This window comes from Spirosoma sp. KCTC 42546 (assembly GCF_006965485.1).
Classification (GTDB): domain Bacteria; phylum Bacteroidota; class Bacteroidia; order Cytophagales; family Spirosomataceae; genus Spirosoma.
On record NZ_CP041360.1, the window covers coordinates 8410112 to 8431312 of the forward strand.

Here is a 21201-nt window from a genome sequence, read left to right on the forward strand (position 1 = left end):
AGCAATCATGAATAAATTTATTTCCCTTGGGTTCCAACCTTTCACTACGCTCACTGCACTTTAGGTCGAAGCAATTATAAAATTAATGTTCCGTTTGGCAACTCCAACCAATTTATATGAACATGACCCGGTTGAGAGAGACCTTGTCGAGCGTTGTCTGATGGTAAATCAGCCAGCAACCCGCCAGGCAGCCCAGCGGCAACTGTTCGAGCGGTACAAACGGGCCATGTTTTCGACAGCCTATCGCATCCTTACTGATTATGACCACGCTAATGATGCATTACAGGATGCTTTTGTCGAAGTATTTCGGGGCCTCAATCAGTTTGCCTTTCGGTCAACGCTGGGTGCCTGGATTAAAACCATTGTTGTTCGCCAGGCGATACGAAAGCAACAGTTTGAAGCTCGTTTTTTAACAATCGATGAAACGTTGCACGACCAGCCTATGCCTTTTAGAGACTCTCTTACAGGAGCAGAACTGGATGCCGCTATTCGAACATTGCCCGACGGAGCGCGAACGGTTTTTCTGTTGATCGAAGTAGAAGGTTACTCCCACAAAGAAGTAGCCGAGATGCTAAGTATATCAGAAGGCACGTCGAAATCGCAGACGAGCTATGCTAAAAAACTATTGAGACAGCGACTATCATGAATGAGTCAATGCCACAACTGCCTGAATACGAGCCACACCCAGCTCTCTGGGCGCGGATTGAGGCTGATTTACTAGCTGATGAGCAATTGGACCGTATGGTATCTGACTTACCAACGCACGAACCAAAAGCAATGCTATGGGAGGCCATTGAGCAAGACCTGAACATCCAGGAATCGGCAACTATCCGATCACGCTGGAATCTGGTTCACAGCCAACAATTCTGGACAAGAACAGCGGCTGCCGCCGTCATCATGTTGGTTGGAGTTTGGCTCTTTCTACGTCCTGAGGCAACTGAAGCTGTTCGAATTGAATACTCAATCGAACAGACCAATACGCAACCAGATAAAGCCTCAACGGGATTGGCCAATGAGTCATCAGCAGATGAGCGGGCCGAACAGTTCATTGCTCGTCAATGCGCCGAACAGCAACAGGCTTGCCAGCGTCCTGAGGTGCATGAGCTTCGTAATCAGCTGACAGACCTCATTGCTGAAGAGAAGCGCATCGAGCGCGAACAAGCTGTTTTTGGGGACGACCCAGCCCTGATTCGAGCACAAGTTAAAATCGAAAACCAACGGGCCGAAATCACAAAAGAGCTCATTACCCTTCTTCGCTCATGAAAACATTGTCTATACGGTCACGATCTGTGGAGCAGTCAACTCGGCCAAAAATTCCTCGAAGGAGACTGATGGTTTTAATCCACTTCGTATTCCTCGCAACGCTCAGCTTCGCCCAGACACCCGTACAGGTAGTTACGAAGGTGATCGAAAAAGAACTTACTTATCAGGAAGGTCAACCGATACACCTGAACGCCCAAAAAGCTGATCTGATCCTGAAAGGCTGGAATCGGCCAACGGTTTCGGTTAGGTTACGGCTAATAGCCAAACACCCAGACCGAGCCATCGCTGAGCGAGAACTAGACTATCACCAATATACACTACAGGCAGAGAACGGTCAACTAGACTTGTCGAACCGTTTTGTTATCCCCAAACAATCGGGCAAACTACAAAGTCAGCTTAAGGCCGTTTATGAAATTAGCTTACCAAGCAAGGCGTTTGTGGTAGTCAGTAACTCGTTCGGAGACATACGATTAAGTGATCTTGCTGGCGACGTTTCCGTGAAATTCGAATTTGGAAAGCTAACGCTCGATGATATTGCGGGTAAGCTCTCTGTTACATCAGACTATGGCGATGTTGATGGACGTAATCTCAGCGCTGCCCTGACGGTAAAAGCCCAAAAAGCCGATATCACTTTGCGAGATATAGGCGGAACTGTTAGTCTTCAAAGCCGTTATGGCAAGCTGGCAGTCTTTCCTTCCACAACACTAACTGTGCTGAAAATAGAGGCTGCCCGTACCGAAATACTCGTATCAACAAAACGAATCTCCGACTTCAGGTTCGATGTTATTTCAAGCTTCGCCGACATCCGTGTGCCTGAAGGATTAACCGAACAGCTCAGCAAATACAACGATAAGCAGGTATTCAGCTATCAGCCAGCTAGTCGCAAACCTGAAATTGCGATCCAGAACAGTTACAGCCCCATCAGTATACAAGGAGAAAAACCGCTGGTCAACCGATAAACGTCACCGTCATGAAAACACAGTTAATGAAGTCAGCAATCTGGATTCTAATTATAAGCTCGACCCTAGGAACGGCCTGGGCGCAGGAATGGTCATTTGGCCCGAAGGCATATCTGGGCCTGGCCCAGCGCCGTAGCATAGGCGATCAGGTACGAATAGGTTCTACCCTGCTATCATCCGTAAATTATGGCGATGCAGTTGGAGGCTCAATCGGTGTTTTTGCTCGCTATGATCGCACAATGTGGTACATGCAGGCCGAAGCAACCCAGGGAAAATATTCATTGGCAAACACAAACATAAGTGGGACCACAGGCAGCTTTCCGACCTATCCAAGCGCAATACGAACGGATATCCGCCTGATTGCAGGCGTTAAACCATTACCCTGGCTTCGGTTAAGTGCTGGCTTAACGGGCGTTTTCAATCGGTGGAAGCAATCGGACTATGCCAGTAGCATTCAGACCTATCAGCAATACAGTCAGCAGTACCCAGCAGACAAGGAGAGGTATTTAGGCTTTGTTGAGCAGTATCAAACCGCTAGTGATCTTCAGAAAAGTTACAAGAAGACAAATATAGAAGGTCAACTAGGCATTGGTACTGACATAGGTGGCCTAACCCTCGATCTGACGTATGCTCACAATATTACTCCTGTTGTTAATGGCATTACCACCCAGAACCAGACGTATTCGTTTCGACAGCAATATGGGTATTGGGCACTGGGAATAGGCTACAAACTTTTTCCATTAAAACAGCACTTACTAGCTCCTCGCAAAAACAAGGCCTTTGAACGCCTGCAAAAGGATATACCTTTCTATAGGAATGAATTTCATGTGTCAGTTGGCCTCCTGGGTGAAGATATTGGCAGTCGACTTATTTACGAGAATCGCTATACGCGTTACCTGACACGACGAGTTGGCCTAACCGGCGGATTGACGTTCTCAACTAGTTTTCCAGGCAATGCTGATCGTTCCAATTATACGCCGTTGACAAATCAGTATATGTTACTGGCCGGAGTTCGGCTACTGCCCCTCTATAGTCGTCGGCATACGATAGGCCTGACAACGGGTCCGCTCCTCATGTACACGAATGAGCTACGGGCTGGAACTAGTACCACTCAATCAGCAAACGGTCAGGTCATTCGTTATCTGGACCTTAATCAGCATGCTGCCATCAATCAATTGTCAATGGGTTGGCATAGCAGTTTTGATTATCACCTTGCGCTTACGGATCGCCTGATTGCTGGCCCCTGGCTTCGGATGATTGGAGACTCATTCCTCGTTCCAGATTACGTCAATTTTGGTATTCAAGCCGGTTATCGCTTCTAAAACATCATGAAAAATATATTGATTTTCTGTTTACTCATCAGTAGTAGGGCAATAGCCCAACTCCCTAACCACCAACGCTTTGAGGCAGAAATGGGCGTTTCGGCACTAAACTTACCTACGCCTTATCGTTCCGGCTGGCATCTTCGGCAACAGGTAACCACCTATTTCCGGCCACGTCTAGGCCTCGCACTGGGAGTAGGCTGGGGTACATCCGCCAACAATGATCCACTTAACAGCACCGATCCAGCTTCTGCTGGCTCCTCCCAACCCGACCCAGCTCAGCTACCAACATTTTACAGACGGCAGGATCGTATGACTGACTTTTCGGTAGTTGCGTTACCCATTCTAACAAATCACCATCAGGTAAAAATACATCTTGGTTTATCGGTTTATCGCTCTCGTGAAGTAGGCGTTGATCGCCTTATCCAGGAAGATCCCCGTTCTCCATTGTACCGGGTTGTTGGAAAATTTACCGACACCCGCCGAGTGGTACCAATGGCTGCGCTGAGTTATGACTATCGGCTTTCGTCACGCTGGGGACTTGGCATTAATAGTACAGCTTATTTTACCGGCGACGGACAACCTACAACTACACTAGGCTTACGGGGCACTTACCGTTTTGGACTGCTGGCAGACTCACTTGGTATGAAACCTATTCCCTGGGGCGATCTGCGGGCAGGTATTCGACTTGGTACCAGCGTAGTCAGCCAAAATAAAATGGGGCCAGGTGGACGCTATAGGACGCGTTTTATTGGTGGACTTTGGGCAGAGTTACCCTTATCACTAACCTGGGCAGTTCGTGGTGAGCTGAATTATGCACAGCGCGGCTATAAGTCTGTTGAGGTATTAGCAGGAAACACCCGGTATCTATCGAGTTTTGCGAGTCTTAATTACCTCGAGTTACCCTTGTTATTTCGGCACGAGGTTGCGTACCGATGGCACCTTTACACAGGACCCTATCTGGCATTTTTCCTGAATGGGTACTCGGAGACCGAAGGCACACGAAATGGACCAATTCAACCCCATACAAGTAGTGGTTTAATGATTGGTACATCATACACGATAACCGAGCGCATTTCGGTCGATTTACGCTATCAACGTGATTTGGTTCAAATTTCCAGCACGCCATACGCTGGTTTTCACTCATTTCAGCTAACAATGGGCTGGGCCTTCAACTAAAGGCTACCCTACAGCGTGCCATTTTTCATTTTGTTCAGTGTTGCCTCCAGCGAAGCAGACATTGGTGTACCTCTATCCTTTTCTTTTTTAACGGCTTTTGTTTGCCATTCCAAAGCCTCTTCTTTTCGCCCAAGCCAGTACAGAATATGCGCATAGGTATCCATCAGGCTTCCATCTTCCCGATACTCCAGCGTACGCTTTGACCAGGTTAGCGCTTTGTTAAGATAGACCGAGTCACGCGTTAGCTCCTGAAAATCCCAGGCGGCCTGGTTCAGTGCACTTACAAACCGTTGCGTATTAGGAAAGGCCATCGTCGTAATTACCTGACCGTTAAGCGGAGCCTTAGTAACAGCTCCAGTAGGCTGAGTGAATTCACCCCGCATCCGACGCTGGTGATCTAGCTCGTCTAGTTTCTGAACAGAGTCAACCCGGGCCGTCATAAACTGCTTGTCATAATAGTCTGATGCCAGCCTCAGGTATCGAAGCGTGTCCTGAATGCCTCGATAATAGCGCATCATAACCCACTCTCGGGCTGCTAGTCCATTTTTGGTATCGTTCTGGTACGTTCGTTGCCGGAATATGGCCGTCCGCTCAGCCAAGGATACATTCTTTTCTTTGATTGCCTTCCGAAGTGAGTTATTGACAATGCGATTATTTAGCTCAACGGCTTTGTTCCAGCCAACGGCTTTATAAAGGCTATCCGTTTTGGCGTAATTACGTCTGAATACAAAATCAGCTTTACTATCTACTACAGGTCCTTGTTCAAAAATAAACCGAAGCACCTGGCCAGACTGTAGAGAATCAGCGGGTAGACTCATAAGGTACGCATCTAACGGCTCGTTTGTCGATAAACCCATTTCGCGTAAGCGATCAATGTACGTTCGCATGAATTGGGGGGAGCGTTCGCCTTGGGCATACGCTTCCGTCAACGATTTTAACGGCTGTTCTTTGTTCTTTGTAAGGGCCTCTTCCGCTTTTTCCAGATAAAGCCGGTCAAAACTGGTACTACCACAATAGCGGACAAGCGGGTTTTCATCGGCATCCATAAATAGCGATGATGGTATACACTCAACGTCTAATTTTTCGGCAAGCTCTTTACCAATCCCGGTTGTTCCATCGGTTCGAAAACTAATAAAATGCATCGCGAATTTCTCCCGCACGAGTGGACTGGTAAATGCCGTAGATGCAACGTCGGTACAGGCCCCACAACTCGGCCTGTCGAAATGCAGGAACAGCAGTTTCTTCTCTTTTTTTGCTTTCTTTAAGGCATCGTCCCAACTACCTTTTTCAAAAACAATGCCTTGTGCCGATAAAAGCTGAGGTATCAATGCAAACAAAAGCAGGAATGGATAGCGTAATTTCATACGATGTATGGTATGGAGCGAGAGTTGAGTGTATGCATGGAAACATGGTCTACAAATCAACAATCCAAACAACACAATTACAAGTTAATCATCTTTAGAATATATTAATAAGTGCGATATAAAACGCATCAATTAGCTAATACTAGGTCCTTTAAACAGTGTTTCTTTGTTTATCGGCTTTAGTGTATTTCTTCTCTATTCATTATGACAAACGCCTTTCTGATAATTGATGCCCAATACGATTTCTGTGATCCAGATGGTGCCTTGTTTGTGCCAGGTGCCGAGCAGGACGTTGATCGAATAGCAACCCTCATTAAGCAACACGCCGATCAGATTGACCATATTGTTGTTACGCTCGATACACATCATGTGCTAGACATTGCGCATCCCTTATTCTGGCAGGATTACTCAGGCAAGCACCCAGCGCCATTTACGCAAATCACTGGCGCCGATATTGATGCAGGTCGATGGATAGCACGTTTTTCGACTGAGAAAGCAAAACAGTACGTTCATGACCTCGAAGCCGACGGACAGTTTACTCATTTCATCTGGCCTGAACACTGTTTGGTTGGCTCTCGTGGAGCAGCCTTGCATGATAGTCTATTTGATGCACTGAAGGGCTGGTCAAGCCAGCGAGACCTCGATTATGTAGCCGTACAGAAAGGGTTGTACCCTTTATCAGAACACTTCGGTATTTTTCGGGCGCAGGTGCCCGATCCAGCGATTCCTGAAACTCAACTCAATACGGCTCTTATTGCCGATTTGGTGCGCTTTGATAACGTTTACCTAATGGGAGAAGCTAAATCTCACTGTGTGGCAAATAGCCTCAAACAGTTGCTGGATTTTGCACCCGAACTTGTTCCGAAACTGGTTGTCGTGACTGATTGTATGTCGGATGTTACAGGGTTAGGCTATCTGGCCGACTCCATTTACGCCGAGGCCCAGGCCCGAAACGTCCGTTTTGTGGAATCAGGCGGGGTTTTCAACTAAAAACTCGTACCTTTTCGGCGTTATGGAAAAGACGCTCTCCCTATTTCCTCTCAACCTGATTGTTTATCCTGGCGAGGATCTGAATCTTCATATTTTTGAACCGCGCTATCGCCAGCTTATCAATGAGTGCCTGGAGGAAGAACGCACATTTGGCATTCCAGCCTTTATTAATAATAAACTTCCCGGTTATGGTACCGAGATGCACGTGACAACGCTGCATAAACGCTACCCCGATGGGCGAATGGACATTAAATCAAAGGGGCTGGGTGTTTTTCGATTAGTGAATTTTGAGAACCCGGTACCCGGAAAGCTTTACGCTGGTGGTGAGGTGGAATTAGTTGAACCCGGCGACGGGTACAGTGCACACGCGACGGCCCTGGCCGAGCGACTGGAGCGATTATATGGACTACTACAAATTGAAACAGACTATAAATCGACAGTAGAAAACCTATCGTATAAAGTTGCCCATAAGGTTGGGCTATCGGTAGAGCAGGAATATGAACTACTTACTCTGGAAACCGAAGCTGAACGTCAGCTTTTTCTGATCCAGCACCTAAATACCGTATTGCCCGTAGTATCGGATATGGAGCGCACAAAACAGCGTATCCGCATGAACGGCCATTTCAAAAATCTTGACCCGCTAAATTTTTAGGGATTAGTGGAGTAGGTGAAGTGAGTGTAGAGGTCCTGTATGTGCAATTCACTTTACCTACTCCACTTACTAGACCTACTCCACCAATTTCACTAACTTAATTCTTCTCTTCAATTTTCCCGATTTTCTTGGCTCGTTTCGGTAGCTGTTCAGCAAGTTCCTGTAAATTTTTTATTGGCGGGCGTGGTTTTTCAGCTTCGCCGATTAGAAATCCGTAGGGTTTGAGTGAGTCAACCTCATCGAAAATAACTTTTAGAATCGCGGTTAATGGTAGGGCTAAAACCAAGCCGGGAAGACCCCAGATGTTTTCCCACAAAATGAGGACTACAATGGCTGCCAACGGATTAATACTGACTTTAGAGCCAATAATGTAGGGGGTAATAAAGTTACCTTCCAGCGTTTGTACGAACAGAAAAACACCAATTACACCCAATGCTTTGAGTGGATTGTCCTGCGTAACTAAGGTGTAGGCAGCGGGTAATAAAGAGCCCATAGAAAGACCAAAGTAGGGAATCAATACTAAACAGGCTCCGAAGAATCCGAAGAAAATAGCATAGTCCACCCCTAGAATGAGCAGGCCAACGGTCATGAGGGTACCAATGATCAGAATAACCAGCACCAGACCCGCCAGATAATCTTTTACGACTTCGTAAATTCCTTTCATTACACTATCAATCTTGGACCGGCGTAAATCACTGAAGGCTTTATAAAAGAACGACCGGAAGAAATCGCGATAGAGCAAAAAGAAGAAGGAAAAAATTAACACCAGAAATAGATTGGTAATGATGTTGGTTGTAGCCAATAGGGTTGAGGTCAGGATAGTGCCGCCTTCTGCCAGGCCCTGACTGAGGTATTTTTTTACTTCAGTTACCTGACGCTGTCGATTTATATTTAAGCGTTTATCGGCAAAGGTTTGTATACTGTCGATGTATTCATTACCTCGTTGAGCGAATTTGGGAAGAACTTCAGCAAAGCTGCTGATCTGTACTGAAATGCCATAGAACAAACCTGTTAGTATAGCCAGGGATAATAATAAGCAGAGGACAATTGCTAGTACCCGTGGTACTTTCCAGTTTTCGAACCTTTGCACCAGCGGAAATAGCAGGACAGCAAATAAAATGGCAAATACCAGAGGAATAAGCAGCCCCTCCAGCACATGAAGGCCATAAACGATAATAACTAATGAAAGCAGTACGCAGGCAAGTTTTGCATAGGAAGGTAATTGAACCTCCGGAAAGCGATTATTCATAGTGGCAGGTAATAACCGACGATGGCTTATTGTTATTGGTAGCATTCGGTTAGATTCCCTACCTAGCCAACCATCTACCCTAGGCTTTAGTTTGGGTAATTAACATTCTTTAGTGAGATTAGTAATCTCATTCTCAATTAGAAATAAAGCAACGTATTTGTGACGAAGCTGTTAAGTTTTTGTTAAGGATGCGTTTAGCATTGGTAACGTTGAGGATAAGCCACGTAACTTCGGGCTGCCGATGGTACGGCAATCTACTAACGTAGGTCATACTCACCAACTCTCACTTCGTATGAGTGCCGCTAAAGCTGCTCAACCCCTGCACCGCGTTTTAGTCGTAGACGACGACGCCGACATCGTTGAGATGCTCGAATATAACCTCAACAAAGAGGGGTACGAGGTTCGTACAGCAACCGATGGACGGAAAGCCATCGACATTGCGAAAACGTACCTGCCTGAACTCGTACTGCTCGATATTATGATGCCTCATCTGGATGGCATTGAAACAGGGCGGCAACTACGCGATATCGCTGAATTGCGCCAAACGTATATTCTCTACCTGACCGCTCGTTCGGAAGAATACTCCGAAGTTGCCGCTTTTGACGTAGGTGCCGACGATTATATTACAAAACCGATTAAGCCTCGCGCTCTGATGAGCCGGATTAACGCCCTGTTTCGGCGTGAAGCACAGAAGGCAGACCCAGGCGAACAAATTACCATTGCCGACCTGCTAATTAACCGGAAGAATTATTCAGTTAGCCAGAACGACAAGTCAATCATTTTACCAAAGAAAGAGTTTGAGCTACTGTTTTTTCTGGCACAGCACCCTAATAAAGTCTGTAGCCGGGAAGAATTGCTTCAAAAAATCTGGGGGGCCGACATTTACGTGCTCGAACGTACGGTAGACGTACACATCCGAAAACTGCGCGAAAAAATTGGCGACACTCACATCCGAACGCTTAAGGGTGTAGGCTATATGTTTACCGATCAGCCAGAAATTGGTTGAATCGATGAACTAGGTGGAGTGAGAGCAGTGAGTTAATTTTGTCATGTTACGAGTGTTACAAAATAGCTGGCGGCCGGCCCCACTACACCTACTGCACTCACTCCACTACTTAACCCTACATGTCTCTAAGTCCCCGCATCATTGCGCTTTTGCTGGCTTGCCTGATTTCAGCACTAACGCTGGCCTTCCTGACATTTGTTGAAGGAGTTACAAACACGATGCTGTTTGTCGTGGGGCTTTCGTCATTCGCTATCTCGTTTTTTCTGGTGCTTTATGCCATTGAGCTACTCGTGTTTCGGGAAGTCAATAAGATGTACAAAACGATTCACCAGCTTAAAATCCGTGACTTCAGCATCTCCCGAAAATCAATTATTAAAAACAATAATCCATTCAAAAAATTAAACGACGAAATCTTTGTGTATGTCGCCCGGAAACAACGGGAGATTGACGAATTGAAGCGATTGGAACAATTTCGCCGGGAGTTTCTGGCAGACGTCTCGCACGAGCTAAAAACACCCATTTTTGCGGCTCAGGGCTTTATTCACACACTCATTGACGGGGCGGTTGACGATGAGAACGTTCGGGATAAGTTTCTCTCAAAAGCCGCCAAAAGTCTCGATGGACTCGATGCACTTGTCAAAGATCTGGTTGTTCTTTCGCAACTGGAAACTGGCGAAGTAAAAATGAGTTTTAGCCGAATTGACCTTGCTCATGTTACCCAGGAAGTTTTTGACCAGTTAGAAACAATTGCTCAGGCAAAAAAAGCATCGCTCACCCTACGAACAACCCAACCCGGCCCTGTATGGGTGAAAGCGGATCCGCAACGCATTATGCAGGTGATGACCAATTTGATTGAGAATGCGGTGAAATATGGCAATGAGAACGGTCGGGTTGTTGTGAATCTTGAAGAAGACAAAAAGCACATTCTGATATCCGTTCGGGACAATGGGCCCGGTATTCCGCCAGAGCACCTGAGTCGAATTTTTGAGCGGTTTTATCGCGTCGAAAAGAGTCGTTCTAAAGACCGGGGTGGTACGGGTCTGGGGTTAGCCATTGTGAAACACATTTTAAATGCCCACAAAGCCAAGATCACCGTAATGAGCAAAGTAGAGAAAGGCACGACCTTTCGCTTCAAGCTGGAGCGGATGGAATGATGTTAAACGAAGTGAAGTAGTCAACGTACGTGCAGTAGATCCATTTATAGCATACCGGTACACCTACTCTGATTACTTCACCAACTCCACTTTCCCTAAATCAGCCGTTTGAGGAAAAAGTGGGTTATTATTATCTGGCCATTTCGGCGTACCAGTAGTGACACTTCTTTTCCTTCACCTTTCTGGAGAATTTTGTAGATGTCACTGATTGATAAATCTTTCGACGAGTTATTATTGACAAATAGCACTTCATCTCCTTCTACCAGGCCAGCCATAGCTGCTGGTGAGCCGGAAAGGATTTTATCTACGTAGTAATTTCGGAAACTATCCCCCTTGGCCCGAAGCTCCATGCCGCTCATATCGTGTTCAAAGCTCTCGCGCATAAGCCGTTTGATGGGCTTCATAACAATGTACTGATCAGGGTAATTGAACGTAACATTGAACCGACGTAGTAATTCACAGCCTACATTACCCTGACGTTCAGGCATATTCACCAGCTTCATGCCAAATCCTAAGCTATCCGGAAAAGAGGCCAGAATGTTATCCATCTCATACCGTCCAAACCGGATTTTCTGAATCCGACCTAGTGAGCCGTTGATGACCCCATTCAGGCCTCGTCCTAATTGAGCACGAATATTCTTTTCGGGAATAGGCATCGAAGCCGTACTGCGTGATCGATCAAGTAAAAGCGCATGACCTGCCCCAGTATCTAAAACAACCCGCAGCGGTAGTGACTTTGTACCATCGTATACAGATAAGGCATCTGTATACGCCTTTGTATCCTGAATGGTGATGGGATAGCGGTCGCCTTTATGTTTGCGGTATTTATATTTATCGGGCTTCATAATCAGAAGCTCGCGCCGTTGAAAATCAACATTGACAACGAAGTTGGCAAAAATCTCGTACCCAAAGATTCCGTGAACCGGTGTCCCGACATACTCTGACAGTTTGAGTATGTCTTCATCTAAAATAACCAGGTTATGATGTGCGGCCTTCAAACCACCCATTGTCAGGCTGTTATTGATCGCAATGGATGCCGATAGGCTACCCCCTTCACCCGCCCCACTGATTTTGACTTTTCGAGTCAGCGTAAGTGGTTTCTTCTGTAGAGCGTCAGGGTCGGTGATAATGGTGTTGCTAACCCCCGTATCCAAAATGAAGTACAACGTATCTGACTCATTGATACGAACGGGTACAATGATCAGATTCGAGTGAAGTTGAAATGGAATGCGGGTCCAGGTACGATTCCCGGCAATAAAAAAACCGTATCTATCCTTATCAGGCGTGCGCTGAGGATCATCTCCTCGCGCAGCCAGGGAGGACAGTAGTAGTCCAAAGGCTAGTATCAGCGTTTTCATGTAGATTTATTTATTACATTAAAATTACGCATTTTTTTATCCGAATAACACAATAACTTATTGATTGGTTTATGGCGGTTATAAATGGTAAAACAAGCATATAAGGGGTTCTACAAAATTTAGGCCGCGTGATGAAGAACACGTTCGGTTTAAAACCCCTAATTTCGCCGGGATTACCGAACAAATGGCCCGTTCGTTTGATTCAGAAAACTGATTTTGAACACCTTACTAATTTATTATGCGGAAGAAAATTGTTGCCGGAAACTGGAAAATGAATAAAACAGCCGACGAAGCTCAGGCCCTGCTATCGGAGGTTATCAATATGGTTAAAGAGGAGGTTACGGGTGATGTAACGGTTGTATTATGCCCTCCTTCACTTTATCTGGCTACAGCGCAACAAGCTGTAACGGCTGGCGGCAAGGTTTCGATTGGCGCACAGAACTGCCATGAAAAAGCATCGGGCGCTTATACGGGTGAAATTTCGGCCCCAATGCTCCAGTCGATTGGCGTTAACTACGTGATTCTGGGTCATAGCGAACGACGTCAATATTTTGGAGAAACCAACGCCCAACTGGCCGAGAAAGTAAATAGCGCACTTCAATACGGTCTGGTACCTATTTTCTGCTGTGGCGAATCACGTGATCTCCGCGAAAACGGCGATTACATTGGTTTTGTAAAAGATCAAATTACGGAAAGCCTGTTCCACCTATCGGCCGAATCATTTGGCAAAGTGGTTATTGCCTATGAACCTATCTGGGCTATCGGTACTGGACTAACAGCATCCTCAGCACAGGCACAGGATATGCACTTTGAGTTACGCCAGCACATTGCCGGACAATACGGCGATACAGTGGCTCAGGATACATCAATCTTATACGGTGGCAGTGCCAATGCCCAAAATGCGGCTGAACTCTTCGCTCGCCCTGATGTAGATGGTGGCCTGATTGGCGGTGCATCACTCAAAGCAGCTGATTTTCTAACCGTTGTGAAAGCAGCTCAATAAGTCAATGGGTGAAGTAAGTATAGTGAGTGAAGTAAGGGGAGGCAGTGTACTCACTCCACCTCTTTCACTCACTACACTTACTTCACCCACTCAACATTAAGTATGACCGCTGCTTACTACGTCCAGGCTTTCAACATGCTACCTCATCCCGAAGGTGGCTATTTCGCAGAAACGTACCGTTCTGCCGACGTAATTCCGCATACGGCTTTACCCGGTCGATTCGGTGGAGATCGGTCGTACAGCACAGCTATATACTTTCTGCTCGAAAGTCATCATATGTCAACCCTGCATCGTATCCAGGCCGACGAGGTCTGGCATTTCTATACGGGTGGACCGCTGGAAATTTTCGTTATTTCGCCAACTGGATCGTTGAGCGTAATTCGCCTGGGAAACCGCCCAGATCAGGGCGAGGTGTTTCAGGCTGTTGTCCCGGCTGGGCACTGGTTTGGATCAAAGCCCATTGTGGATACGACTGTTACGAATATGGCCGTCAATGCAGCCGGTTTTTCCTTAGTTGGCTGTACCGTAGCGCCAGGATTCGATTTCAATGATTTTGAGATCGCTAATCGGGCCACGTTACTGGAAGAATTTCCTCAACACCGGGCAGTAATCGAGCTGCTAACTACCTAAAATTCACGTTCCCGAATTTAGAGACTACCCGTACTTTAGTGCCGGAACCACTCCCTACTGTGCCAATATACTGCTTCGTTAATCGCGGCCCACGGTGGTTGTCACTATCAGTTGGCTGACTTTTAAAATGCATCGTTGACCCCGAATCATAATTAAAGTTGCCATAACTAACAGTCACATTGAAGTCGCAGTCGTTATTATGGTCCATTGGCAGAGCTACTGACGAATACGCGGCCTGGATATCAACGTTATCGGCGGTTTTCAGGAGCTGATCGATACGAAAGCCCCCCGAAAATTCGACTTTTATTTTTCCAGACTCGCGAAGTGTACCGATTTTGGCACCTGAATAATTAATATCGGCATCTAACTTACCTACATCCCCGATGTTCATCTTCCCAAACTTATTGGTCAATACCAGCACATTTGCCCGCGAAAGTTCGAGGTTTCCATAGGCCATATCTACTTTCCCCTGCCCGAAATTTCCGATGTCTGCTTTGCCGTAAGCTACATCTATATCAATCTGGCGGCCAGTCAGCTCCTCAGCACTAAAATTACCGTATCGGCTATAAATAGTTAATGGAGCCTGAAACGCAGGAATATTTGTGTTACCAAACTTATTTCGAACGGTCAACGCATTCTGTTTGGGCATCATTACGTCATAATTAATCTTGACGTAATTGCGATCGCCATTATCTTTCCATTTCCCCAAACTCCAGTTTGAGACCGTATTCTGGCTGAAATGGGTGCGAACGAGAATCTGATCACCGGTTCGTTTTTCTTCAATAGATACAGCATCTAAAAACCTCTGCACCCGTTCGTCAGAGTCCGAATTAGCCAGAATCGTGATCTGGACCCGGATTTCACTTTTATCCCAAAGTCCAATCTTGACTTCGCCAAATTGATTGTCAACGACCAGTTGATCCTTACTATCTACATCAAATAGTTTGATAATCGTCTTCTTCTTTTCAACGGTACTTTCATTCACCCCGACGTCAATCGGTTCCCCGGCCCAGGAGAAGATAGGGCCAAGGCAGATCAAAACACTATACAGGACTCGCTTCATTGGTTTGTTGTTTAATGCGCTGAATAACACGCAACTGTTCATTAAGCAGATTAATCTGGAGTTGTAGATTCTGAATCATAGCCTGAATCAACACTTCCTGATTCGGATTTTGGGGAAAATCCGCTTTCAGCGACTGGTATGATTTTTCCAGCCGATCAAGGTCGGTCGCGAATTCCTGATACAAAGCCGGATTACCTTCCGTCATATGTTTCAGTTCAGCGCGTTTATCGTCAATTAGCCGGGTGTATTGCACCACTTCTTTGGCATAAGTCGGACTAGCAGCTACAATAGCTGGCTGATGCGTAACGCCATATTGCTGGTTCATGTATAGAAAGCAACCTGCTAACAACAATACCGCAATGGAAGCAGCTACACGCCAATCCAGCGTAGGCCAGCCTATTTGCCTCCCCCCATTCAAAGGCCGGTTGTTATGAACCTGTAAAAACGGCGAAGCGATATTCAGGCCTGCCTGCTCAGGTTCTGGTTTGTCCAGACTGGATTTGTCAAGGCCCGCTTCTATCCTTTTCCAAAGATCCAGCGAGGGTTCTTTGTCATCAAAGGCTTCGTGGTTATCCCGTACAAAGCGTTCAAGTTTATCCTTTTTCATATCAGCATCGACTTCCTTCGGGGTTGTCGTTCTTTTGGGTACTCATTGGCCTGTTCCAGTAGTAACAGGCTTTTATAGTAATTCTAGTAATCGTTTTTTCCCTCGTAAATATTGTGTTCTCGATGTGGTTTCGCTAATGTTCAATACGTTACCAATTTCTTCATGATCATAGCCTTCAAACAAATACAGTGATAACACAACCCGATAGCCTTCTGGCAGCAGTTGCATGGCTCGCCGGACCCGCTCTACTTCTAACTGAACACCGTCTTCGTCATAAGGCTCCGTGTCGGCAAAGTCGGGGCCATCATCTTCGCCAAACCGGTGTGACTCCAGATCTACTAACTCTAACCGTCGGCTGCGCAGATGGTTAATAGCCCGGTTCACAACAATCTGCTTTAGCCAGGCACCAAACGTACTCTGCCCCCGAAAGGAGTTAATATGACTAAACGCATCCATAAAAGCCTCCTGCAGGACGTCTTCGGCTTCGGCTTCATGATTCAGAATCCGCAGGCAGACGTTATACATCGCCTTTACGTAATGCTGGTAAAGTTCATACTGAGCCCGGCGCTCGCCCTGCTGGCAGCGTTTGACCAATTCAGCATGACGGTCAGGATACGGCGATCCGACATTTCGGTTCGATTCCAACAGGTTCAGTGGCTCGGTATCGTTTCTAGTAGATTGCAATCAGGAGAAAGATGCAGGAAAGTTAAAGATGTTGCACAATAATTTAGAAATTTTCCGCGTTTCTGCATTCGCTCGCTGTAAGCGCTGTTTTTCTGTATATTAGACATAAATTTTACTCCTTTGTCCATGTACGAACAAAAATATAATCCGCCATTTCTGGTTCATGATGACGGCACCAATTCACCTTATGACCATCAGCGGATCATTAGCAAATTAACGTTTGAATTAGGGCTCCTGTATTATCACAAGCAGACAATACCATTTATTCCACTTCCTAAAACCCCATTAGATGAAGGACCGGGATATCCGGCACCTGACGTAATCCTATTTGATGAAAAAGTGGAACAAACTCGTGTCATTATTGAAGTTTGTACAAACCGTAGTGCTAGGACTGATTTACGCAAGGTTATTCGCTTAATTGAAGAAGGCGATTACGGCTTTCTTGAAGGCTTCGTTTACAATTACAAAACATATGAATGGCTTCGTTATCGTAAGGGCGATGGAGGAGCCGCTACTGCATCATCATTTTCAGAGGTGATGGGGGTCGATTTGGGCCCAATGTTACAATGAGTTTGTTACAGCGATTTTATTAATTCGGTACACCATCTCCCCAAAGATACCCATTTTTGACGCGCTCCCCTACCAAATTTTTTCCTACTTTTACTTGTTATAGAAGGAAGAGGAACGAGCCTAATGGTTGATTATATTTCTGGATTAAATGAACCCCAGCGGGAAGCCGTCATGCACGGCAATGGCCCACTGATGATTATAGCCGGTGCCGGTTCGGGGAAAACCCGTGTACTGACCTACCGCATTGCCCATTTGATTGAAACCGGTGTTGACCCATTTCGGATTCTGTCGCTAACCTTTACTAACAAGGCTGCGGGTGAAATGCGAAATCGGATTGAGAAAGTGGTGGGAACGGAAGCCCGTAATATCTGGATGGGGACTTTCCACTCCGTGTTTGCCAAGATTTTACGCATCGAAGCCAAGGCGATTGGCTATACCAGCAATTTCTCCATTTACGATACCGACGATTCAAAGTCGCTGTTGCGAAGCATTATTAAAGAAATGGCGCTGGATGATAAGGTCTATCGCGTTAACAGTGTGTTCGGACGGATTTCGGGTGCTAAAAACCGGCTTATCGGTCCCGACGACTACATTAATAACTCGGTGATTCAGGCCGATGACGAGTCGGCACGGATGCCGCATATTGGCAAGATTTATAAGCAATACGCACTCCGGTGCTTTGCGGCCAATGCCATGGATTTCGATGATCTGCTGTTTAACACTAATGTGTTATTCCGCGATCACTTAGACATCCTGAATAAATACCAGCACAAATTTCAGCACGTGATGGTCGATGAGTTTCAGGATACCAACGTATCCCAGTATCTCATCACGCGAAAGCTGGCAGCTGTTCATCAGAATATTTGTATTGTTGGTGACGATGCGCAGAGTATTTACGCATTCCGGGGTGCCAACATCGAGAACATTCTGAATTTCCAGCGCGATTATGGCAAAGAAAACGTCAAGATCGTAAAGCTGGAAGAGAATTACCGGTCAACCAATACGATTGTACAGGCAGCAAACTCCATTATTGCCCGTAATAAAAATCAGTTAGAAAAGCATGTCTTCACGTCCAATGAAGAAGGCCCCCTGATTGACGTGATCAAAGCGTCGTCGGATAACGAAGAAGGCCGTTTGGTGGCATCAGCCATCTTTGAGGCTAAGATGAACGAATCGCTGGTCAACAATGATTTTGCGATTCTATACCGTACCAATGCGCAGTCGCGGGCCTTTGAAGAAGCCCTTCGCAAAGTGAGTCTTAAGTATCGTATTATTGGAGGCTTATCCTTTTACCAGCGCAAGGAAATTAAAGACCTGATTGCTTATCTACGCTTTGTGGTCAATCAGCAGGATGAAGAAGCGTTCAAGCGGATTATCAACTTGCCCAAGCGCGGTATCGGCGACACGACCGTTGCCAAAATAAGCGTGATTGCTGCCGAAAAACAGGATTCGGTCTGGGAGATTGTTGCCGAAATCAGTAAGCACGTTGCGGGCCGGTCGGCTTTCGCCATTGAGGGGTTTGCCAATCTGATCAAAAGCTATAAGCTTTTGCTCGATCAGAAAGATGCGTTTGAGGTGGCTTCACACATCGCCAAAACGTCGGGCCTACTGAAAGAACTCTACGATGACAAAACGGTTGAAGGCCTAGCTCGTTACGAAAACGTGCAGGAGTTATTGAACGCGATCAAGGAGTTTGTTGATAATCAAGACAATGAGGATAAGAGTCTTGGCGCGTTCCTGCAATCCGTATCGCTACTCACCACCGCCGATGAGAAAGAGGATGACGGCGATAACGACCGAATAACGTTAATGACTATTCACGCAGCCAAGGGACTGGAGTTCAAGAATGTGCATATCGTTGGCCTGGAAGAAGATCTATTCCCCAGCCAAATGATGCTCGAAAGCCGGAATGATCTTGAAGAAGAACGACGCTTATTCTACGTAGCCATTACACGTGCCGAAAAACGCCTGACCGTATCCTACGCCGAAACCCGTTATCATTACGGCCGGTTGAAGATGTGTGAACCAAGTCGGTTTCTGTTGGAAATCGATCAGAAATACATGAAGCAGTCGAAGCAACGGTCGGCACCGAGTCGGCTGGATTTTGACCGGCCCGAGCGCGATCGCAGCGAAAGCACGTCCACCGGTTCGATGGCCTTTGTCCGTTCACTAGCGCAGAAAACCGCCCAGCGGCAGGCTCCGCAACAAGCCGTTACCCACACGCCCTCGGCTGACTTTGCTCCTACCAGTACGGCAGACCTTGCCTCCGGGCAGCGCGTTGAACACGCAAAGTTTGGTTTCGGGACAGTTAAGAGTGTAGACGTAAACGGTACGGAACGCAAAGCCACTATTCAATTCGAACAAGCAGGCGAAAAGGTGCTGTTGCTAAGTTTCGCGAAGTTACGTGTCGTGGCTTAGATAGATCAGCGTATATAGTGTGACCTTTATTAAGGGTCACACTATATACGCTGATTTCATCGTTTTCTTCTTTTACAGTATCCCCACTCACCTTTCATAATCGTATGAATGCCAATGGTGCCCTAGCCGCCAGCTTGATTTTCCTGTTCATTTCGTTGAAAACCAGGGGGCAATCCGGCAAAGACTCCACGAAAGTCGAAAACCTCGGCAATCAGGTCAATTCGGAATATAATGAGATCAATCCGATGATTTCGCCGGATGGGAAGACCCTCTATTTTGCCCGTATCAGCCACCCCAACAACACGCACGGTGTTAAAGGCAGCCAGGACATATGGTACTCTGAACTGGATGCAGCCAGTGGCAAATGGGGCCCAGCCCGGCGTATGGGCTTTCCTTTAAATAAAGACGAATACAACTGCGCCTACAGTATAACGCCCGATGGGAACTCCATGCTCATAAAAGGGCAGTACAACAACGGAACCTACGAAACGCGTGGCTTTTCGCTCAGTAAGAAAACTGCTGGCGGGTGGTCGCCCCCGCAGAAAATGGATATTCCAAATTACGTGAGCATGAGCAAGGGGCAATTCGACTGTGGGTTTATGTCTGCCGATGGGAAAGTGCTACTGATGGCATTCAGCGAGAAGAAGAACAGTAAGGAAGACGATATCTACGTTAGTTTCCGGCAGAAAGACGGCTCCTGGACAAAACCCATGGATCTTGGCCCGGAAGTAAATACCAAATTCACGGAAACGACCCCATTTCTGGCACCCGACGGCGCCACCCTGTATTTTTCGAGCAATCGCGAAGGCGGACTGGGAAGTAACGACATCTATGTTTGCAAACGGGTCGATAAAACCTGGAAACACTGGTCGAAGCCAGTCAACCTGGGTCCCAAAGTGAATACGGATGGGTATGATGCCTATTATACGCTGGCTGCTTCGGGTGATTATGCGTATCTGACCACCTTTAAAAATACACTTGGCAAAGGCGATATTGTACGCGTTAAACTCTCGGATAGCCAACCAACGAATCAGCCGGGCAAATTGGGAGGGGGCGGAGATGATGTAGCCAACAAAACCGATATAATCCGCCCTGATCCAGTGGCGCTCATTAGCGGGAAAGTTATTGATCAGGCTACCGGTAAGCCCGTTGAAGCCCGCATTATTTATCAAACACTACCAGACGGAGCCGAAGCTGGTGAAGCTACTTCTGACCCAATCACAGGTGAGTATAAAATTGTGCTTCCCTACGGTCAGAAATATACAATGCGGGCTATTGCCAAAGACTTCATTGCAGAAGGTGATAATATTGACCTTACCCAGCCCAAAGGCTTTCAGGAGATTACGGGCAAGCAACTTAAGATGATTCCTATTTTAGCAGGAGCAGTCATACGTCTGAATAATATTTTCTTTGACACGGGCAAATCAGAGCTTCGTCCTGAATCCAGTCCTGAACTTGACCGATTGGTTAATACCCTGAACGAGGCCCCCAAAATGACCATTGAAGTACGTGGACATACGGATAATACGGGCTCTAACGAAATCAACAATAAGCTTTCGCAGGATCGTGCCGACGCTGTTCGCGAATATTTTATCAGCAAAGGCATTGAACCGGATCGTGTAGCAAGCAAAGGTTTTGGTGAGACCAAACCCGTTGCAACTAACGATACCGAAATCGGCCGTCAGCAAAACCGTCGGGTAGAGTTTGTAATTGTAAAGAAGTAAGAACCC

General features: G+C 46.5%; 20 protein-coding genes. 14 read left to right on the forward strand and 6 right to left on the reverse strand.

Annotated features, from left to right (window positions below; genetic code table 11):
* Positions 1 to 85: 85 nt before the first annotated feature.
* From EXU85_RS34170 to EXU85_RS34190, 5 genes are all read left to right on the forward strand, one after another.
* A complete protein-coding gene (locus tag EXU85_RS34170; protein ID WP_142776370.1) occupies positions 86 to 646 on the forward strand; it encodes an RNA polymerase sigma factor in 561 nt (186 codons plus the stop codon).
* Positions 643 to 1263, forward strand: coding sequence for a hypothetical protein (locus EXU85_RS34175; RefSeq protein WP_142776371.1), 621 nt, complete (start codon positions 643 to 645; stop codon positions 1261 to 1263). Before EXU85_RS34170 ends, EXU85_RS34175 begins: the two co-directional genes overlap by 4 nt.
* Before the next feature lie 68 nt (positions 1264 to 1331).
* Complete coding sequence (locus EXU85_RS34180; RefSeq protein WP_246859365.1) at positions 1332 to 2222, forward strand: DUF4097 family beta strand repeat-containing protein; 891 nt, start codon at positions 1332 to 1334, stop codon at positions 2220 to 2222.
* 11 nt (positions 2223 to 2233) lie between these two features.
* Positions 2234 to 3544 (forward strand): hypothetical protein, encoded by a 1311-nt coding sequence (locus tag EXU85_RS34185; protein ID WP_142776373.1) that lies wholly within the window; start codon positions 2234 to 2236, stop codon positions 3542 to 3544.
* Between the two features lie 6 nt (positions 3545 to 3550).
* Positions 3551 to 4723, forward strand: a complete 1173-nt coding sequence (locus EXU85_RS34190) for a porin family protein (RefSeq protein WP_142776374.1) — start codon at positions 3551 to 3553, stop codon at positions 4721 to 4723.
* Positions 4724 to 4731: 8 nt separating this feature from the next.
* On the opposite strand, the gene EXU85_RS34195 is transcribed toward EXU85_RS34190, so the two are convergent.
* Positions 4732 to 6087, reverse strand: coding sequence for a thioredoxin family protein (locus EXU85_RS34195; RefSeq protein ID WP_142776375.1), 1356 nt, complete (start codon positions 6085 to 6087; stop codon positions 4732 to 4734).
* A 204-nt stretch (positions 6088 to 6291) separates the two neighbouring features.
* Between EXU85_RS34195 and EXU85_RS34200 the strand changes: the two genes are divergently transcribed.
* Both EXU85_RS34200 and EXU85_RS34205 read left to right on the forward strand, forming a co-directional pair.
* A complete protein-coding gene (locus EXU85_RS34200; protein WP_142776376.1) occupies positions 6292 to 7077 on the forward strand; it encodes an isochorismatase family protein in 786 nt (261 codons plus the stop codon).
* A 22-nt stretch (positions 7078 to 7099) separates the two neighbouring features.
* Positions 7100 to 7729, forward strand: a complete 630-nt coding sequence (locus tag EXU85_RS34205; protein WP_142776377.1) for an LON peptidase substrate-binding domain-containing protein — start codon at positions 7100 to 7102, stop codon at positions 7727 to 7729.
* A 97-nt stretch (positions 7730 to 7826) separates the two neighbouring features.
* Here the strand turns inward: EXU85_RS34205 and EXU85_RS34210 are convergent, their stop codons facing one another.
* Positions 7827 to 8978: an AI-2E family transporter gene (locus tag EXU85_RS34210; protein WP_142776378.1), complete on the reverse strand. Its 1152-nt coding sequence runs from the start codon at positions 8976 to 8978 to the stop codon at positions 7827 to 7829.
* Between the two features lie 292 nt (positions 8979 to 9270).
* On the opposite strand from EXU85_RS34210, the gene EXU85_RS34215 reads away from it, so the two are divergent.
* Both EXU85_RS34215 and EXU85_RS34220 read left to right on the forward strand, forming a co-directional pair.
* Positions 9271 to 9984 (forward strand): response regulator transcription factor, encoded by a 714-nt coding sequence (locus EXU85_RS34215; RefSeq protein ID WP_142776379.1) that lies wholly within the window; start codon positions 9271 to 9273, stop codon positions 9982 to 9984.
* A gap of 119 nt (positions 9985 to 10103) precedes the next feature.
* On the forward strand, positions 10104 to 11138 hold the full coding sequence (locus EXU85_RS34220) for a cell wall metabolism sensor histidine kinase WalK (protein ID WP_142776380.1): 1035 nt from the start codon (positions 10104 to 10106) through the stop codon (positions 11136 to 11138).
* Positions 11139 to 11233: 95 nt separating this feature from the next.
* Here the strand turns inward: EXU85_RS34220 and EXU85_RS34225 are convergent, their stop codons facing one another.
* On the reverse strand, positions 11234 to 12496 hold the full coding sequence (locus EXU85_RS34225; protein WP_142776381.1) for an aspartyl protease family protein: 1263 nt from the start codon (positions 12494 to 12496) through the stop codon (positions 11234 to 11236).
* Positions 12497 to 12734: 238 nt separating this feature from the next.
* Here EXU85_RS34225 and tpiA point away from each other — a divergent pair, with 238 nt between their 5' ends.
* On the forward strand, positions 12735 to 13499 hold the full coding sequence (gene tpiA, locus EXU85_RS34230) for a triose-phosphate isomerase (RefSeq protein ID WP_142776382.1): 765 nt from the start codon (positions 12735 to 12737) through the stop codon (positions 13497 to 13499).
* Between the two features lie 102 nt (positions 13500 to 13601).
* The gene (locus tag EXU85_RS34235; protein ID WP_142776383.1) at positions 13602 to 14129 is read left to right on the forward strand and encodes a cupin domain-containing protein; all 528 of its coding nucleotides are present in this window, start codon (positions 13602 to 13604) and stop codon (positions 14127 to 14129) included.
* On the opposite strand, the gene EXU85_RS34240 is transcribed toward EXU85_RS34235, so the two are convergent.
* The 3 genes from EXU85_RS34240 to EXU85_RS34250 all read right to left on the reverse strand — a co-directional run bounded on the left by EXU85_RS34240 (position 14122) and on the right by EXU85_RS34250 (position 16444).
* Positions 14122 to 15192, reverse strand: coding sequence for a hypothetical protein (locus tag EXU85_RS34240; RefSeq protein WP_142776384.1), 1071 nt, complete (start codon positions 15190 to 15192; stop codon positions 14122 to 14124). The genes EXU85_RS34235 and EXU85_RS34240 overlap by 8 nt on opposite strands.
* Positions 15173 to 15799, reverse strand: coding sequence for a hypothetical protein (locus tag EXU85_RS34245; protein WP_142776385.1), 627 nt, complete (start codon positions 15797 to 15799; stop codon positions 15173 to 15175). The genes EXU85_RS34240 and EXU85_RS34245 overlap by 20 nt, the downstream gene beginning before the upstream one ends.
* Before the next feature lie 72 nt (positions 15800 to 15871).
* Positions 15872 to 16444, reverse strand: coding sequence for an RNA polymerase sigma factor (locus EXU85_RS34250; RefSeq protein WP_142776938.1), 573 nt, complete (start codon positions 16442 to 16444; stop codon positions 15872 to 15874).
* A 165-nt stretch (positions 16445 to 16609) separates the two neighbouring features.
* Between EXU85_RS34250 and EXU85_RS34255 the strand changes: the two genes are divergently transcribed.
* The 3 genes from EXU85_RS34255 (at position 16610) to EXU85_RS34265 (ending at position 21195) form a co-directional block, all read left to right on the forward strand.
* Positions 16610 to 17053, forward strand: a complete 444-nt coding sequence (locus EXU85_RS34255; RefSeq protein WP_142776386.1) for a hypothetical protein — start codon at positions 16610 to 16612, stop codon at positions 17051 to 17053.
* Positions 17054 to 17176: 123 nt separating this feature from the next.
* Positions 17177 to 19471 (forward strand): ATP-dependent helicase, encoded by a 2295-nt coding sequence (locus tag EXU85_RS34260; RefSeq protein ID WP_142776387.1) that lies wholly within the window; start codon positions 17177 to 17179, stop codon positions 19469 to 19471.
* A gap of 104 nt (positions 19472 to 19575) precedes the next feature.
* Positions 19576 to 21195, forward strand: a complete 1620-nt coding sequence (locus tag EXU85_RS34265; RefSeq protein ID WP_142776388.1) for an OmpA family protein — start codon at positions 19576 to 19578, stop codon at positions 21193 to 21195.
* The last annotated feature ends 6 nt before the right edge of the window (positions 21196 to 21201 follow it).